The organism is Geodermatophilus saharensis (assembly GCF_900188205.1).
Taxonomy (GTDB): domain Bacteria; phylum Actinomycetota; class Actinomycetes; order Mycobacteriales; family Geodermatophilaceae; genus Geodermatophilus; species Geodermatophilus saharensis.
Genome location: NZ_FZOH01000002.1, coordinates 729512 through 744929, shown reverse-complemented (window position 1 = coordinate 744929; position 15418 = coordinate 729512). Strand labels below are relative to the sequence as shown.

The 15418-nt window shown below is 74.4% G+C and carries 13 protein-coding genes; 4 read left to right on the top strand and 9 right to left on the bottom strand.

Annotation, left to right across the window (positions count from 1 at the left end):
• Positions 1–104: 104 nt before the first annotated feature.
• Positions 105–1667, bottom strand: coding sequence for an FCD domain-containing protein (locus tag CHC04_RS07815; RefSeq protein WP_089403259.1), 1563 nt, complete (start codon positions 1665–1667; stop codon positions 105–107).
• 278 nt (positions 1668–1945) lie between these two features.
• Here CHC04_RS07815 and CHC04_RS07810 point away from each other — a divergent pair, with 278 nt between their 5' ends.
• The 3 genes from CHC04_RS07810 (at position 1946) to CHC04_RS24020 (ending at position 4704) form a co-directional block, all read left to right on the top strand.
• Positions 1946–3979: an oxidoreductase gene (locus tag CHC04_RS07810; RefSeq protein WP_089403428.1), complete on the top strand. Its 2034-nt coding sequence runs from the start codon at positions 1946–1948 to the stop codon at positions 3977–3979.
• A 329-nt stretch (positions 3980–4308) separates the two neighbouring features.
• The gene (locus tag CHC04_RS24025) at positions 4309–4446 is read left to right on the top strand and encodes a hypothetical protein (protein ID WP_176449864.1); all 138 of its coding nucleotides are present in this window, start codon (positions 4309–4311) and stop codon (positions 4444–4446) included.
• Positions 4447–4533: 87 nt separating this feature from the next.
• Positions 4534–4704 carry a hypothetical protein gene (locus tag CHC04_RS24020; RefSeq protein WP_176449863.1) on the top strand — a complete coding sequence of 57 codons (171 nt, stop codon included), beginning with the start codon at positions 4534–4536 and terminating at the stop codon, positions 4702–4704.
• Between the two features lie 424 nt (positions 4705–5128).
• On the opposite strand, the gene CHC04_RS07805 is transcribed toward CHC04_RS24020, so the two are convergent.
• From CHC04_RS07805 to CHC04_RS07780, 6 genes are all read right to left on the bottom strand, one after another.
• Complete coding sequence (locus CHC04_RS07805) at positions 5129–6106, bottom strand: NAD(P)-dependent alcohol dehydrogenase (protein ID WP_089403258.1); 978 nt, start codon at positions 6104–6106, stop codon at positions 5129–5131.
• A 30-nt stretch (positions 6107–6136) separates the two neighbouring features.
• Positions 6137–6847: a DUF4386 domain-containing protein gene (locus CHC04_RS07800; protein WP_245817050.1), complete on the bottom strand. Its 711-nt coding sequence runs from the start codon at positions 6845–6847 to the stop codon at positions 6137–6139.
• Between the two features lie 103 nt (positions 6848–6950).
• On the bottom strand, positions 6951–7187 hold the full coding sequence (locus CHC04_RS07795; RefSeq protein ID WP_089403256.1) for a hypothetical protein: 237 nt from the start codon (positions 7185–7187) through the stop codon (positions 6951–6953).
• A 154-nt stretch (positions 7188–7341) separates the two neighbouring features.
• Positions 7342–8094, bottom strand: coding sequence for a DUF4389 domain-containing protein (locus CHC04_RS07790; protein ID WP_089403255.1), 753 nt, complete (start codon positions 8092–8094; stop codon positions 7342–7344).
• Positions 8095–8326: 232 nt separating this feature from the next.
• Positions 8327–11092: a winged helix-turn-helix domain-containing protein gene (locus tag CHC04_RS07785; RefSeq protein WP_089403427.1), complete on the bottom strand. Its 2766-nt coding sequence runs from the start codon at positions 11090–11092 to the stop codon at positions 8327–8329.
• Positions 11093–11258: 166 nt separating this feature from the next.
• Positions 11259–11996, bottom strand: a complete 738-nt coding sequence (locus CHC04_RS07780) for a TetR/AcrR family transcriptional regulator (protein WP_245817049.1) — start codon at positions 11994–11996, stop codon at positions 11259–11261.
• Positions 11997–12083: 87 nt separating this feature from the next.
• On the opposite strand from CHC04_RS07780, the gene CHC04_RS07775 reads away from it, so the two are divergent.
• On the top strand, positions 12084–13106 hold the full coding sequence (locus tag CHC04_RS07775; protein ID WP_245817048.1) for an NAD(P)-dependent alcohol dehydrogenase: 1023 nt from the start codon (positions 12084–12086) through the stop codon (positions 13104–13106).
• A gap of 205 nt (positions 13107–13311) precedes the next feature.
• Here the strand turns inward: CHC04_RS07775 and CHC04_RS07770 are convergent, their stop codons facing one another.
• Both CHC04_RS07770 and CHC04_RS07765 read right to left on the bottom strand, forming a co-directional pair.
• Positions 13312–14121 carry an alpha/beta fold hydrolase gene (locus CHC04_RS07770; protein WP_217897233.1) on the bottom strand — a complete coding sequence of 270 codons (810 nt, stop codon included), beginning with the start codon at positions 14119–14121 and terminating at the stop codon, positions 13312–13314.
• 473 nt (positions 14122–14594) lie between these two features.
• Complete coding sequence (locus tag CHC04_RS07765; RefSeq protein ID WP_141233717.1) at positions 14595–15272, bottom strand: GPP34 family phosphoprotein; 678 nt, start codon at positions 15270–15272, stop codon at positions 14595–14597.
• Between the last annotated feature and the right edge of the window lie 146 nt (positions 15273–15418).

Below are 15418 nucleotides of genomic sequence, written 5' to 3'. Positions count from 1 at the left end.
CACTGTCAATGGCTCGCCGCTCTCGCGCCTCGGCGAGGGTCCGTGCTCCCGCCCACCGGGTGCCGGACCGGCCGGCGACAGCCGCGCAGGTCGTCCTCGACCGCTCAGGGCCTCCTGGCCGGCCGCGACCTGGTGGCGGAGAGCTGTCGGAGCATGTAGGCGGCGGCGTCGTCGATCTTGACGCGCCACCGTTCTGCCGCGACCTCGCCGTCCCCGGCGTCGATGGCCTCGAAGATGGCGCGGTCGTCTCGCACCATCGCGTCGATCGGATACGCGTAGTCGAGCCCCATCACGGCGATGAACATCCGCAGGTGGTCGGCCAGGACCTCGAGCATGGGCGCGATGCGCACCAGGCCGGAGGCCTCGGCGAGGGTGTTCTGGAAGGCGATGTCCGCCTCGCCGGTCCGGTGCACGTCGCCGGTCGCGGCCCAGCGCTCCAGGGCGTCGAGCGCGTCCTCGACCGACTGCCGCTCCTGCGGGGACCACCGGACGGCGGCCCGGATGACCAGGGTCCCGAGCGCGCGGCGCGCGGCGTACGTCTCGACGACGTCGTTCGTCGTCAGGACGGGGACCACCGCTGCGTGCCCGGTCGTGATCGTGAGCAGGCCGTCCCTCTCCAGCAGCCGCAGTGCCGTCCTGACCTGGCCTCGCGTCGTCCGCAGCCGGCCCGCCAGGTACCGCTCGGTGACGCGGTCGCCACCGGCGAGCCGGCCTTCCGCGACGCCCTGCCGGATGGTCAGGACGATCTCGTCGGCGAGGACCCGTTCCGGTCCCGGGTGGCGCGCCGCGGACCGGGTCGCGGGTCCGCGGCCCCCTCCGGCCCGGGATGGGCGACGCACCCACGTGAAGGCACGGCGGGGCGCTCGCGCCCACGCCCGCAGGTCGTTCTCCAGCTGCAGTGCCGAGGTGGGGGAGAGCAGCGCCCCCCACTCGACGAGGGACGAGAAGAGGGACAGCCACTCGCCGACGTCCCGGCACGTCGCTCGCACCGACACCTCGGCCGGCACGGGCGCCGGGGCGGACGCGACCGCCATCAGGGTCGCGCCCGGGTCGGCGGCCTCCGCCACCTCCTCCCAGAACGGACCCGTGTCGGCGGCGGAGATCGCCGGGACCCCGGGGCGGACCAGGTCGGAGACCAGGGCCGCCCGCAGGGACCGGTGCACCGCCGGGTCGACGCGGGCCGGTGCAGCAGCATCCTCCCGCGGGGCAACCGGCGTGAGCTGGACGGCCAGGACGACGTACTCCGACGTCACCAGGAGGCCGAGGACGGCCGGCTGACGCCCGGCCGCCGCGGCGGTCAGGTCATCGCAGAACGCGGTACCGGACCGCATGGCCTCCCAGGCGCGCGCCACGAAGGACTGGCTGACCCCGAGGGCGTCGGCGATGGAGCGACTGGACCACTTGGTGGTGGGCATCCAGAGCGGCGCGGTGAGGGCGGCGTGCCGCAACTCCTGCGTCGTCCGGCGTCGGTGGGCGGGCCGGCTCAGCTGTGCCGCCCCGCCGGTGCGGTAGCGCTGGGCCCACTTGGCGGCCGTCTGTCGGGTGACGCCGTGTTCCCGGGCGGCGCGCGCGGGCCCGAGCGACAGCACGTCCTGCACCAGTCGTGCGCGCAGGCGCACCGCCTCGTCGACGTCCCGCGAGAGGTCCTCCAGCTGCGGATCGCTCACCTGACTCCTCGAGCGTGGAGTACGCAGTGTAACTCGGTGACTCGCGCCCGGTCCGAGTCCGGGTGCGGTCCTTCCGGACCGGGCGGACGCCGCGGCACCCTGTCCTCCCGACGCGATCGAGGGCCGCCGGCAGCCTCTGTGACGGACACCGTCCACCGGGCACGAACTGGTCGAGGGGTCGTCGACGTCGCGACCGTGCCGACTCCTCCGACGAGGCAGGAGGCGCGGAGGAGAGGTCGGGGAGACGCCATCGGCCGCCGTTGCTCCTGGAGGCACCCGTGCAGTCCGCAGACCCGTTGATGAGTCCCTTCACGCTCAAGGGCGTGACGCTGCGCAACCGGATCGTGAGCACCTCCCACGAGCCCGCGTACAGCGAGGACGGGCTCCCGGGGGACCGCTACCGGGCCTACCACGTGGAGAAGGCACGCGGCGGGGTCGGGCTCACGATGATCGGCGGCAGTGCCATCGTCAGCCCGGAGAGTGCGCCGGCGTTCGGCAACCTGCAGCTGTTCAAGGACGAGGCGGTCCCGCTGCTGCGTCGTCTCGCGGACGAGGTCCACGAACACGGCGCCGCGGTCATGACCCAGCTGACCCACCTCGGTCACCGGACGAGCAACTACACCCACGACTGGCTGCCGGCCCTGTCGGTCAGTGCGCTCCGCGAGTCGGCGCACCGCGCGTTCACGCGGCCGGCGGACCGCTGGGATCTCGACCGCATCGTCCGCGACTTCGCCGACGCGGCCGTGCGCTGCAGGGACGGGGGGCTCGACGGCATCGAGCTCATGGCGTACGGGCACCTGCTGGACGCCTTCTGGACGCCGGCCCGGAACCGCCGCGAGGACGAGTACGGAGGATCGTTCGAGAACCGGATGCGGTTCCCGCTCCAGGTCGTCCGGGCCATCCGCGCCGCCGTCGGGGAGGAGTTCGTCGTCGGGGTCCGCATGACCTTCGACGAGGGCCGTCCGGACGGTCTCCGGACCGACGAGGCCCTGCAGGTCGCGCACGCCCTCACCGACGCGGGCATCGACTTCTTCAGCGTGATCAAGGGGTTCATCGACACCGACGCCGAGCTGGCGCAGATGATCCCGCCGATGGGCACGCCGGCAGCGCCGCACCTCGCGTTCACCGGCTGGGTCAAGCAGCGCGTCGACGTCCCGGTGATGCACGCCGCCAAGATCGGCGACGTGGCGACTGCGCGGTACGCCGTCACCGAGGGACTCGTGGACCTGGTCGGGATGACGCGGGCGCTGATCGCGGACCCCCACCTGCCGAACAAGGTCGCCGCGCGACAGGTGGACCGCATCCGTCCGTGCGTGGGCGCCAACATGTGCATCGACGGCATCTACAGCTCCGGGTCGGCCATGTGCGCCCACAACCCCTCGACCGGCCGGGAGCTGCGCCTCCCGCACACGGTCCGCAAGGCGGCCGGGCAGAAGCAGGTCGCCGTCGTCGGCGGTGGGCCAGCGGGGCTGGAGGCCGCTCGGACCCTCGCCGAACGGGGGCACACGGTGGTCCTCTTCGAGGCCAGCCCGAGCCTGGGCGGCCAGATCGCCCTCGCGGCGAAGTCGCCGCGGCGGCGGGACCTGGTCGGGATCGTCGACTGGCGGATCGAGGAGTGCAAGCGGCTCGGCGTCCACCTCGAGCTCAACCACCTCGTGGAACCGGACGAGCTCGCCACGGGGGACTTCGACGTCATCGTGATCGCGACCGGCGGTCTGCCCGACGTCGAGGTCGCCGAGGGCAGCCACCTCGCGATCGACTCCTGGGACGTGCTGTCCGGAGCGGTCAAGCCCACCGGGGACGTGCTCGTCTACGACGACCACGGAGGGCACCAGGCGCTCGACGCCATCGAGGTCCTCGCGCCCGCCGCGGCCTCGGTCGAGCTGGTCACCCCGGAGCGGACCATCTCCCCCGACGTCGGTGCGCTCACGATGGCCGGCTACCTGCAGATGCTGGCCGAACACGACGTGACGATGACCCCGGCCCACCGCCTGGTCCGCGTCGAACGGTCGGGCGGACGGCTCACGGCGACGTTCGCCGTGGACGGTGCCCGACGGTCGATCGAGCGCCACGTCGACACCGTCGTGATCGAGCACGGAACGTCACCCGTGACCGACCTCTACGACGCGCTGGTGGACGCGTCGATCAACTGCGGCGAGATCGACAGCCGGGAGCTCCTGGCGCTGTCCCCCCAGTCCCCGAGCCACAACGACGACGGCCGGTTCCACGTCTATCGGGTGGGCGACGCGGTGAGCAGCCGCAACATCCACGCGGCGGTGCTCGACTCCTTCCGCCTGTGCAGCGCGATCTGACCTCCACCGTCGCCCGTCCGGCGGGGTCGGTCTCACGGGCGGGATCCCGGAGCAGGCCGGCCGGGAGGCGTGGTCAGACCCCGGTCCGCCGTCACCGACGTCCTGGCCGTGTGCAGCGGCCTGCTGCACCCCTGTCGAGCGCGGCGCGAAGAGCCGAGGTGAGGGCAGCGGAGGGAGGTGAGCTGCCGTGACCGAGGAGCTCTGCGGGGGGTGCACGGCCCAGGGCTGCAGCACCGGCGCGGGAGCCGTCGGTCCTCGCTAGCCGACGCGGTCCAGGTGCTCGGCGAGGGTGGCGGCGAGTCCCTCGGCGACGGCGAGCTGGTCGCGTAGTGCGGCCCACGGCGCAGAACGTCTTCGTCTGCGCGGCGGCGAGTGGTCGGCGCACGGTCGTGGCCCGCGACGTCGTCCTGCTCACCACCCGAGCCCCGATGCCCGTCCTCGCGGGCCTGTCGGTCCTGCTCGGGTGAGCTGCCGCAGGTCCGGGGCCGCGACACCACCGTGGGCCCGATCGCACGAGGTCGGGATGTGGCGCCCGTGCGTGCGAGGCTGCGTCCATGACCGACAACAGGTACCGCGTGCCGGAGGACGCGTTCCTCGCCGGCGTTCGGGTGCCGGTCGAGGAGCAGGTCGAGGTGCAGGCCGAACCGGTGCCGCCACCCGCCGACTGGCGGGCAGACCCGGTGCCGTGGGCCGACGGCGGCTCCGGAGACGTGGACGGCGACTGACACCGTTGCGCAGACCGTCGTCCCTCGCCTGATCCCCATCGCGCTGCTCGAGCGCGCCAACGGTCGGATGCCCGCCGGTGAGGTCGCCGGTGACGGGTTCGTCGGTCCGCTGGTCGGTGCTTCCCTGTTCGTGGTCGGCGCCGCCCTGCCGTTCGTCGCCGACAGCGCCGCCCTGGCGGTCGGGGTGCTGCTCGTGCCGAGCCCGCCGGCATCGCATCCTGCGGGCGCTCGTGGTCGCGGGCGCGTTCGTGGCCCTGGCGGACAGCGCCCGGTCGGCCGTCTTCGTCCTCCACACCGTGGAACGTCACCCGCCACCAGCCCGACCTGCTCGCTCGACACCGCTGTCGCAGGTCCGCGTCGTGTCGTTGCAGGGCGCGTGTGAGGTCCTCACCCGGGACGGGCCTGGTCGCCGCCACGCACGCGATCAGGTGATGGTGATGACGACCTTGCCGCGCGCGTGACCGTTCTCCACGTGCCGGAGGGCGGCTGCCGTGTCGGCCAGTGCGAAGGTCCGGTCGAGGACCGGGGCGAGTCGTCCGGCCTCGACGAGGTCGGTGACGGTGAGCAGGTGCTCCCGGGTCCAGGTGCTCGAGAGGGGCCGCAGCCGCTGTCGGACGAGGCCGTCGAGCGCGGCCACGCGGAGCACGCTCGCGATCGGGCCGAGCAGGTGACCGGGTGAGCCTCCGGCGTTGACCACCAGGGTCCCGGTGGGAGTGAGTGCCCGGCGCAGCCGGGTCAGCGGCTGGCTGCCGGCGTTGTCGAGGATCACGTCGTAGCGCGTGCACCCGGAGGTGAAGTCGGCTGCGGTGTAGTCGATGACGTGGGCGGCGCCGATCGCGTGGACGAGTTCGACGTTGCGCGTACTGCACACTCCGGTGATCTCCGCGCCGAGGGCGGCCGCGATCTGGACGGCGAAGCTGCCGACACCACCGGCGGCACCGTTGACCAGCACCCGCTGTCCGGCCCGCACCTCGCCGACGTCCCGGATCGCGCGCAAGGCGGTCTGCCCGGCCATCGGCAGGGCAGCCGCCTGCTCGAAGGTGAGCCCACCCGGCTTGGGGACGATCCGGTCCGCGGCGGCGCGGGCGTACTCGGCGAAGGCGCCGTCGAACCAGCCGAGTACGTGGTCCCCCGAGCGGAGCCCGCGCACGTCGGCACCGACGGCCACCACCTCCCCGGCCCCGTCGACCCCGGCCACCCGCTGCTTCGGCCGGGTCAGCCCGACACCCCCGACCAGCCGGGCGATGTAGGGGTCGCCACGCACCATGTGCCAGTCGTAGGGGTTGACCGCGGCGGCGTGCACCCGGACGAGCACGTCGTCGGGACCGATCCGGGGGAGGTCGGTGTCCACGAACTGCAGGACGTCCGGAGGGCCGAACCGCTCCTGGACCATCGCCTTCATCGCTGCTCCTCGTGTCGGTGGACGGGACTCTCAGGCCGGTGAGCGCTCCGAGGCCCGGTCGCCGGCCGGGAGCGCGGCGACGGCGGAGGGCCGGAAACCCCTGACGGTCAGGTAGACGCCGAGGGAGAACTCCCAGACGGCGATCGGCACGGCGGCGAGCACGGCGATCGGGGCCGCGCGGTCGTAGACGCCGAAGAAGATCGCGATGTCGGAGGCCAGCAGCAGCGGGGCGCCGATGAGTCCGAGGGCGGGCAGGGCGCGTGGCACCAGGCCGGACCGGTACAGCACCCAGCCCAGGCACAGCGCGTTGAACACCGGCATGAGGCTCTGCGAGAGCAGGAACGCCCAGTCGTAGACCGCGCTCAGGGTGGAACCGGTGGTGAGCAGGGAGGCGGGGTCCGCGCCCGCGGTGCCGGCCACGTCGGTGCGCAGGGTGAGCAGCGTCAGGACGCTGACGACGCCGACGATGATCACGGCGCCCTCGATGACCCGGGAGGTGACGAAGCCGAGGGCGGCGGTCTCGCTGACCCGCTTGGCCACCGGGAACAGCACCACGGCGGTTCCGACGCCCGCGAGGGCGACGACGACCTCGGTGGAGGCCGCCACGAGCACGCCGGTGTCGCTGCCGGCGCCCAGCACGAAGTCGGGCTCTCCCCGCACGTCCTGGTACAGCGCGAGGGTGGGCATGGACACGAACGTGGCCAGGTAGAGGAGGCCGGCGGCGAGGGAGGTCCGGCGCATCCGGTCCACTGGCGGTCGGGTCGCTGCGGGTGTGTCCACGGTGGTGCTCATGTCGGGTCCCTTCGTGCGTCTGCGGACTGCGGTGGTGGAGGTGGGTGCCCGGTCAGGGGTCGAGTTGGGCGACCGCGAGCAGTGGCAGGCCCAGGTCGCGCACCTTCTGCAGCACCCCGTGCAGTGCGGCCTGGTCGAGCGCGCAACCGGTGAGGAGGGTGCTGCCGTCGTCGGCGTGGGTGAGGGTCATCCCGTCGAACCAGGCGGCCCACCGGGGCTCGAGGTGGCCCCCGAGGCGGATCTCGTAGCGGCTGGAGTCGGCAGAGCGGCCGGCGGTCTGCTTCGTCATCGGGTCCCCCTGCACCCACGGCGTCCGGGGCGACGATCGAGATGGAGCGGGAACCGGCCCGCCTGGTGCTGTGCGCGTCCACGTCGGCGGGCCGTCGAGGCGGGTGCGTCGGCGGGTGGAACCGCCCCGGGGGGACCGGCCGGGGCGGCGCGGGTCACCGCGCCGGCGCGACCGGGGCAGGAGGCGTGGTCGTCGGCGCGCCGACGGGTGCGGGCGGTACGGGCGGTGCCGGCACCGAGCCGGGGTCGGTGCCACCCTGGTCGAGCCGGAACGGCGGATAGCGGTCGGTCATCAGTGCGGTGTAGGCGGCCACCCGCAGCACCCAGCGGTCGACGCCCAGGATGACGTCGTACAGCGGGGTGGGGTAGCGGCCGGTGAACAGCAGCACGAACCCGGCGATGCACACCAGCAGCGACAGCAGGCTGATGCCGGCCCCCCAGCTGCTGCCGGCGTCACCGGCACCGGTGGCCAGCCAGATCCCGCCGCCGACGAAGACCGACACGACCAGGTAGTGCGGGATGGCCAGCAGCCACCACTTGACCAGCACCAGGCCGCGGGAGAGCCGCTCGGGATAGGCGACGTCGAGGTGGGCGGGATAGTCGGGTACGTCGGCCAGGGTGAAGGGCGGATAGCGGTCGGTGCCCAGCGCCCAGTAGCCGTAGTAGTGGACCCGCCACGACCAGCGCAGCACGCCGACGTTGAAGTCGAACAGTCCCCGCGGATAGCGCCCGGTGACCAGGATGGCGAAGAAGGCGATCACGCCGACCACGGAGAAGGCCAGCCACAGGAACACCAGCACGACGAGGTGCGGGATGAGCAGCACCCACTTCACCAGCCACAGTCCCCGGGACGGCGCGTCCTCTGACGCGTCGACACGAACCGGGTAGGGCGCTCGGGTCTCCGTCACGTCTCCTCCTCACATGTCCGGCGCCGTTCCCCGCGGGGGCGGGGTCGGTCGCGGCCGGGCACTCCGGTCGTCGTGGGCGACGGTCCGGCGTGCGCCGGTGCGGAGGAACGTAGGGAGGAGCCTGGTGAGAACGGATCACCATGCCTGGTGATCGGGGTGGTGATCCGGGACCCAGCGGACGCGGTGAGCGGTCCGGGGCGGCCCGTCGAGCGAGCGGGACGGTCGTTCGTGCTCACCGGTCGGGGACCGCGGCGCGGTCCGGGCGGTCCCGGGGCCGAGGCACCAGGTCGAGGTCCTCACCCCGGCGAACGGCCGCGCGGCGGTTGGTCACGCCGAGCTTGGCGTAGATGTTCTTGGTGTGCGTCCGGACGGTGTTGACCGACACGAACAGCCGGCGGGCGATGTCCGGGCCGTCGAGGTCGCTGCCGAGCATCCGGAGGACGTCGAGCTCGCGCGCGCTGAGCGGGTCGACGAGGCCTGCCGGGGCCGGCACGTCGTCCTCGCCGGTCCCCAGTGCCGCGACGAGCCGGTGGGCGTACCCCGCGGCGGCATCCTCCGCCGCGACCGCCCGCAGCAGAGCGCCGATCGCTGCGCCCTCGTCGGCGAAGACCCGGACGTAGCCCTGGGGCTCGGCCAGCGCCAGGGCGCGGCGCAGCGCCGCGAGCGCAGCGGGCACGTCGCCGCGCGTCTGCTCGGCGAGCGCCTGCACCACCAGGACGGCGATGACACTGCCCGTCCTGCAGCCCTCCTCCGCCGCCTGCAGCAGTCGCGCCAGCAGGTGCACGGCCCCGGAGACCGGCCGTGCGTCGCCCTGGGCCGCGGAGCGCGCCGCGAGCGCCCGGGCGAAGGTGAGGTGCTCGAACTCGCGCAGGTAGTCCGGGTCGTCGTCGACCGACAATCCCCGTTCCTGTGCCCATGCGAGCGCCTCGGCCCATCGGCCGCGCCGCGCGAGCACCTGCGCCCGCAGCGCCGGGAGTGGCCGAACCTCGGGGAAGTAGTCACCGACGTAGCGGCGCTCCGCCTCCTCCAGGAGACCGAGTGCCGCCGCGACGTCCCCCTCGGCCTCGCGGATGCGGGCCATCACGACCCGCCAGCGGTACGGGTTCTGCGGCAGGCCGACGTGCTCGCCCAGGTCCCTGCTCACCAGGAGGTGTCGCCGGGCGGCGTCCAGGTCACCGCGTTCGGTGAGGATGCCGGCGATGCCCACGTGCACGTCCGCCGCACCGCGCAGCACCGGCCCGGCGTCGGGCGTCACCAGCCGCAGCGCCCGCTCGTAGGTCGACCTCGCCTCGCCGAGCCGGGCCCGTGCGAGGCAGATGTCGGCCAGCGCGATCGCGCAGCCGGCCACGTCGGACACGTGCCCGGCCTCCTCCAGGCAGCTGGCCGCATCGGAGTACCACCGGTGTGCGGTGCCCAGGTCCCCGCTCGCCCAGTGGGCGAGGCCGAGGAGACCGGCCGCCCCGCCGCGCCCCAGGTGGTCCTCGGCGCCGGCCAGGTCGAGCGCCCGACGGGCGTGCGCCACGGTGCCGGCCACGTCGCCGGACAGCAGGGCCTGTCCCGCGCGGTACATCGCGATCGCGCTGGGCAGCCGGCGGAACCCCGCCTCGTCCGCGACCACCATCTCCGTCGGCGGCGCCGGCGGCTCCTCCGCGCCGTCCGGGGTCGGGCTCAACCACCGCTCGGCGTCCCGCAGGCGCGCCTCGACGCCCTCGACCCGGCCGCTGACCATGAGGGCCGCGGCATGGCCGACGCCGAGCACGGGCCGGACCCGGATCACCTCGTCCGGCAGCGCCTCCAGCCAGCGGCGCATGGTGGCCTCCTGCCGGCCCTTCTGCAGCGCCGGCAGCGCGAGCTCGACCAGGTCCGCCGCGCGCGCGACGTCCCCGCCGGCCAGCGCGTGGTGGACCGCTTCGGCCCGGTCCCCGCTGCGCTCGTACCACTCGGCGGCCTGCCGGTGCAGACCGCTGACGGCATCGGGCAGCTCGTCCTGCAGGCGCACGTGGAGGACGTCGGCGAACAGGTGGTGGTAGCGGTACCACCGGCGTCGCCCGTCGAGCGGCACCAGGAACAGGTTGGCCCGGTCGAGCGCCTCCAGCATCGCCTTGCCGTCGTTCCTGCCGGTGAGGGCGTCGCACAGCGGACCGGTCAGCCGACTCAGGACCGAGGTCTGCAGCAGGAAGCTCCGCACCCGCTCGGGCTGGCGGGCCAGGACCTCCTCGACCAGGTAGTCCACGACGTAGCGGTCGTCTCCGGCGAAGCCGGCGATGAAACCCGCGACGTCGTCCCGACCCTGCATCGACAGCGCCGCCAGCTGCAGCGCCGCGATCCAGCCCTCGGTCCGCTGCTCCAGCGCTGCGACGTCCGCCGTCGTCAGCGTCAGTCCCGTCGCGACGTCGAGGTATGCCGCGGCCTCGTCCGCCGTGAAGCGCAGATCGGCGGCACGCAGCTCGACGAGGTCGCCGCGTGCGCGCCACCTCGCCAGCGGCAGCGCCGGGTCGGCGCGGCCGGCGATCACCAGGTGGACCTGCGCCGGCAGGTGCTCCACCAGGAACGACATCCCGTCCTGCACCTCGGGTGCGTCGACGACGTGGTAGTCGTCGAGCACCAGCACCACGTCGTCCGGGGAGGCGGAGAGGTCGTTGACCAGGGTGGCGAGGACCGCCTCGGTCGACGCCCGGGGCGACTGCAGGAGGGCCAGCGCGCCCGCGCCCACCCCCGGCGCCGCGGTCCGCAGCGCGGCGACGAGGTAGGTCCAGAACACCGCTGGGTCGTTGTCCCGCTGGTCGAGGGAGAGCCAGGCCACCGGCCGCTGTCCCGCGGCGACGGAGGTCAGCCAGTCGGTCAGCACGGTGGTCTTCCCGAACCCGGCCGGGGCCGAGACCAGCGTGAGCGCCGCCTCGGTCCCTCGGTCCAGGCGCTCGAGGAGCCGGGGACGGGCGACCAGACCCCGTCGCCGTCGCGGCACGTGGAGCTTCGTCTCGAGCAGTGGGCCCACCACGACCACCTCCTCGAGCGGCAGGCACCGACTGCCGCCGTGCCGGCGCGCGCTTCTCGTCGAGGCAGCGGTGGGCTCCCGGACCCGCATCGTCTCAGCACTCGCCCGTGGGTGTCGATGGGCCATCTGCCGGGCCGCGCGCGAGTGTGGTGCGACCACGACGACCTGTTCACCCTGCGCACGGGGGAGGCTGCTCCGCACCGGGGCCTCGACCCGCTCCGGGAGACCCTGCTCCTGGACGCCGCTGAGGCCGGCGCAGTCGCTCGAGGCCGTCGAGGACGAGGTCCAGGCCGATCTCGAACTCCTCGCCGTAGTCGTAGCCGGGTCGTAGGGCGTGCTGCGTGGCGAGCTCGACCAGGTGCGGGTACCGATCGGCGGGGATCCGGGCGGACATCGCCTGCACCACCTCGGCCGCCTCGTCGGCGGTCTGGAACGGCAGGCCCTTCTCCTGCAGCGCGAAGCCGTAGACGTAGCTGTCGAGGACCGAGAGGGCGTGCGCGGTCTGCGGCACGCTGAACCCGCCGGCCCGGAGCACGCCGATCGCCGCGTCGTGGTGGGCCAGGGTCGCCGGCCCGGGGGAGGTGCGCGACTCCATCAGGCCGATCGCCCACCGGTGGCGGCGCAGGACCGCGCGTACCGAGACCGCTCGCTGCCGCACGGCCGCACGCCATCCGTCGTCGGCCGAGGGCAGGTCGATCTCGGCGAAGACCGCGTCGACCATCCCGTCGAGCAGGTCGTCCTTGTTGGCGACGTGGCTGTACAGCGACATCGCCTCGACGCCGAGCGCCTCCCCGAGCCTGCGCATGCTCAGCGCCTCCAGGCCGTGGCGGTCGGCGAGGTCGGCAGCGACCTCGAGCACCCGCCGGCGGGTGAGCGGTCGGCGCGGCGCACGGGCGGACGAGGTCACCGGCACCTCCAGTCGAGCGGTCCCTTGACACCTTACGGTGTAAGGGCCAGCCTTACGCCGTAAGGTCACCGATCAGAGGTGGGCACGATGAACACCACGAAGGCGGTCAGGGCCGCGCAGCGAAGCGGCCACACGATGAGCGCGGTGGTGCAGACCCGGTACGGCGCCGCTCCGGAACACGTCCTCGGGATGGGCCGCGCGGAACGGCCGGCCCCGCTGGCCGGCGAGGTCCTCGTCCGGGTGCGGGCGGCGAGTGTGGACCGCGGCACCTGGCACCTGATGGCCGGCCTCCCCTATCCCGCGCGGCTGGTCTTCGGCCTGCGCCGGCCGAGCTCCCTCAACCCCGGCCGCCCCCTCGCCGGGGTGGTCGAGGCCGTCGGTGAGGGGGTGACCGACGTCCGGCCGGGCGACGAGGTGTACGGCATCGCCTCGGCCAACGGCACGTTCGCCGAGTACGCGGTGGCGGAGCAGGGCAAGCTCGACCGCAAGCCGGCGAACCTCTCCTTCGAGGAGGCGGCAGCCGTCCCCGTGTCCGCCGGCACCGCTCTCGAGGCGGTCCGCGACCACGCCCGGGTGCAGCCGGGGGAGCAGGTGCTGGTCATCGGGGCCTCCGGCGGCGTGGGCACCTTCGCCGTCCAGATCGCCAAGGCCCTGGGGGCCGAGGTGACCGGCATGGCCAGCGGCGCCAAGCTCGACGCCGTCCGCGCGCTGGGCGCCGACGCCGTCCTCGACCACCGCCGGGACGAGATCCCGCAGCGCCGCTTCGACGCGATCATCGACATCGCCGGACGCCGCTCGCTCGCACACCTCCGGCGGGCCCTCACCCCGCACGGGCGGCTGGTCATCGTGGGCGGTGAGACCGGTGGGCGGCTGCTCGACGGGCTGGGCCGGCAGTTCCGGGCCGCGCTCCTCTCTCCCTTCGTCGGCCAGACGCTGGGCTTCTTCGTCAGCAAGGAGCGGGGTGCGGACCTGCGGGCGCTCACCGCACTGCTCGAGGCCGGCTCGGTCACGCCGCTGGTCGACGGCGTCTTCCCGCTCGCCGAGACGGCGGCCGCTGTGGAGTACCTGGTCGACGGCCGGGCGACCGGCAAGGTCGTCGTCACCGTGTGACCCCGTGGCGGAGTCCGGGGGAGAGGTCCTCCTGTGCCGCCCCGGCTGCTCGCGTCCGGCAGGGCGATGGTGCGTCGCCCGGCGCCGGACCTGGGCGCCTCCGGGACGACCGGGCCGCGCCCGGGCACGAGGCTCGGGTCGCTGGGAGCGCGCGCCAGGACCGACGATCGGACCGACGACGGGCATCCCGGTCGCCGGCGGGTGCTCACCGTCCGCCGGCGCGGCCGGCGTTGTCCACGATCGCGCGGACGAGCCGTGGCCACGCCCCCCGGGGCAGGTCGTGGCCCATCCCGGGCACGAGCACGAGGTGGGCGCCGGGGACGGCCTCGGCGGTGGCCCGTCCGCCGGACGGATGGCACATCAGGTCCGCGGTGCCGTGGATCACCACGGTGGGCACCGTGAGCCGCCGCAGGGCCTCGGTCCGGTCCGCAGCGGCGCGCACTGCCCGGTGCTGACGGCGGCGGCCCTCGCGCGCGTCGGGATCACGCCGGAAGGCCAGCGCGGTGGTCCGCCGCAGCTCGTCGACGTCCTGGTCGAAGCCGGGCGAGCCGATCACCGAGAAGACCCGGACCCGGCGGTCGATCGCCTCCTCCTCGGTGCGCGGGGGTCGGCCGAGCGCGTGGCGGAGGACGCGGACGGACGTGCGGCCCTTCCCGCGGCGACCCGTCGTGGACATCAGCGAGGCGAGCGAGCGCACGCGGTCCGGATGCCGGATGGCCATCGTCTGGGCGATCATCCCGCCGAGCGACGCCCCGACCACGTGCGCGGCCGGCATCCCGAGGGCGTCCAGGAGGCCGGCGGCGTCGTCGGCCATGTCCTCGAGGGTGTAGCGCTGGCCGGGCAGGTGAGTCGAGCGACCGGCGTCGCGGTTGTCGAACCGGACCACGCGGAGGCCCTCGGCCGCCAGTCGACGGCAGAAGTCCTCCGGCCAGTGGACGAGCTGGAAGCCCAGGCCCATGACCAGCAGCACCGGAGGGTGGTCGGGCTCGCCGAACGCGTCGTGGCAGAGGTCCACGCTGCCGACGGTCGCGAGCCGCTCCGGATCGTGCCGCACGGGACCGGTGGCGCTCACGTGCGGGCCGCCGCGGCCGGGACGCCGTCGTCGCCGACGGTGGGGACCGTGGTCATCGGGGAGGCTCCTCTCCGCGAGCCGCGCGTCCGGTCGAGGACCCGGTCCTCCACCCGCTGCCGACCGCGCTCGTGCCCGCCGGGCACTGCTCTACCAGCTCGGCCGCGGGCAGCACGACCCCTGGACCGTCACGACCGAGCAGGGGTGCCAACCGAGCAACCCACGTCCAGGCCGCGGTTCGCTGTCGGCGCCGGAGGTCGCCCGCCACGGCGGAGACCAGCAGCGGGACGCGTCCTGGTACGGGGGACTCGCCGGGACGCGGGCCGAGGAACCTCTCGACGGGGTCCGGCGCCTCGGGCAGCGCCCGGTCAGCTCGTCACAGCCGGTCTCCGGGGCCGCGGCTCCTGGGCGTACGAGCGTCAGCTGCCCGCCGCGGCGACCGCGCCGGCGGTCGCGGCGACCGCGCCGGTGGTGGCGGCGTCCCGGCGGGCCCGGCGGATGGCGCTCGCGACCGCGGTCGCCACGGGGTCCTGCGCGACGAGGGACCGGCCGTGGCGTCCCGCGGTACCGGTGTCGACCGCGACGCGGTGGTGGAGGTCGCCGGCACACACCAGGCGGGCCAGGGTCGTGGCTCGGGCGTCGTCGACGGGTCCGCGCAGCGCGGCGGCCACGCGTGCCCGCAGCGCCTGCACGGTGTCCGGGGCGGTGACCTCGTAGGACGCCGCGGGGACCACGCCGAACAGGCGCCGGTCACGGCGGACCACCGCGCCGCCGTCGGCCAGGGACCGCAGCAGGTGCTGACCCGAGCGCGCCCGTGGCGCCGCCAGGGCGTCGATCGCCCGGTCCACGGGCTGCTCGGTGGCGAGCCGGGCCGAGAGGTCCGGCAGCGGGCGGGGTGCTGTCGCGGAACCGGCCGCCAGGAGCAGCAGGCCCCCGTGCAACCGCGCCGCCCGGAGGGTCAGGAGGTCGTGCACGACGGCACCGGCCACGGCCCGGGGGAGGGCGAGTCCGGTCGGCCGGCGCACCGTCGACCGGATCGGGTGGGCGGTCATGAGCAGCAGGTCCTCGGCGAGGAGGGTGCTCGAGGGCAGGGACACCACAGGACCTCCAGTCGTCCGGGCCGTGCACGGGGCACCGCCGGCGTCGCCGGGGACGGCCGGCACCGGCTCCAGGGTCGGTCACCGGCACCGGCCGGGTCATCGCCCGCAGGACCGATCCGCATCTCCACCACAGGTCGGACCGC

What these genes read in the sequence shown, in the direction of transcription:
- CHC04_RS24020 (WP_176449863.1), top strand. Translation starts at nt 4,534, where the DNA reads ATGACCGACAACAGGTACCGCGTGCCGGAGGACGCGTTCCTCGCCGGC.
- CHC04_RS07805 (WP_089403258.1), bottom strand. Translation starts at nt 6,106, where the DNA reads ATGAAGGCGATGGTCCAGGAGCGGTTCGGCCCTCCGGACGTCCTGCAG.
- CHC04_RS07800 (WP_245817050.1), bottom strand. Translation starts at nt 6,847, where the DNA reads ATGCGCCGGACCTCCCTCGCCGCCGGCCTCCTCTACCTGGCCACGTTC.
- CHC04_RS07795 (WP_089403256.1), bottom strand. Translation starts at nt 7,187, where the DNA reads ATGACGAAGCAGACCGCCGGCCGCTCTGCCGACTCCAGCCGCTACGAG.
- CHC04_RS07775 (WP_245817048.1), top strand. Translation starts at nt 12,084, where the DNA reads ATGAACACCACGAAGGCGGTCAGGGCCGCGCAGCGAAGCGGCCACACG.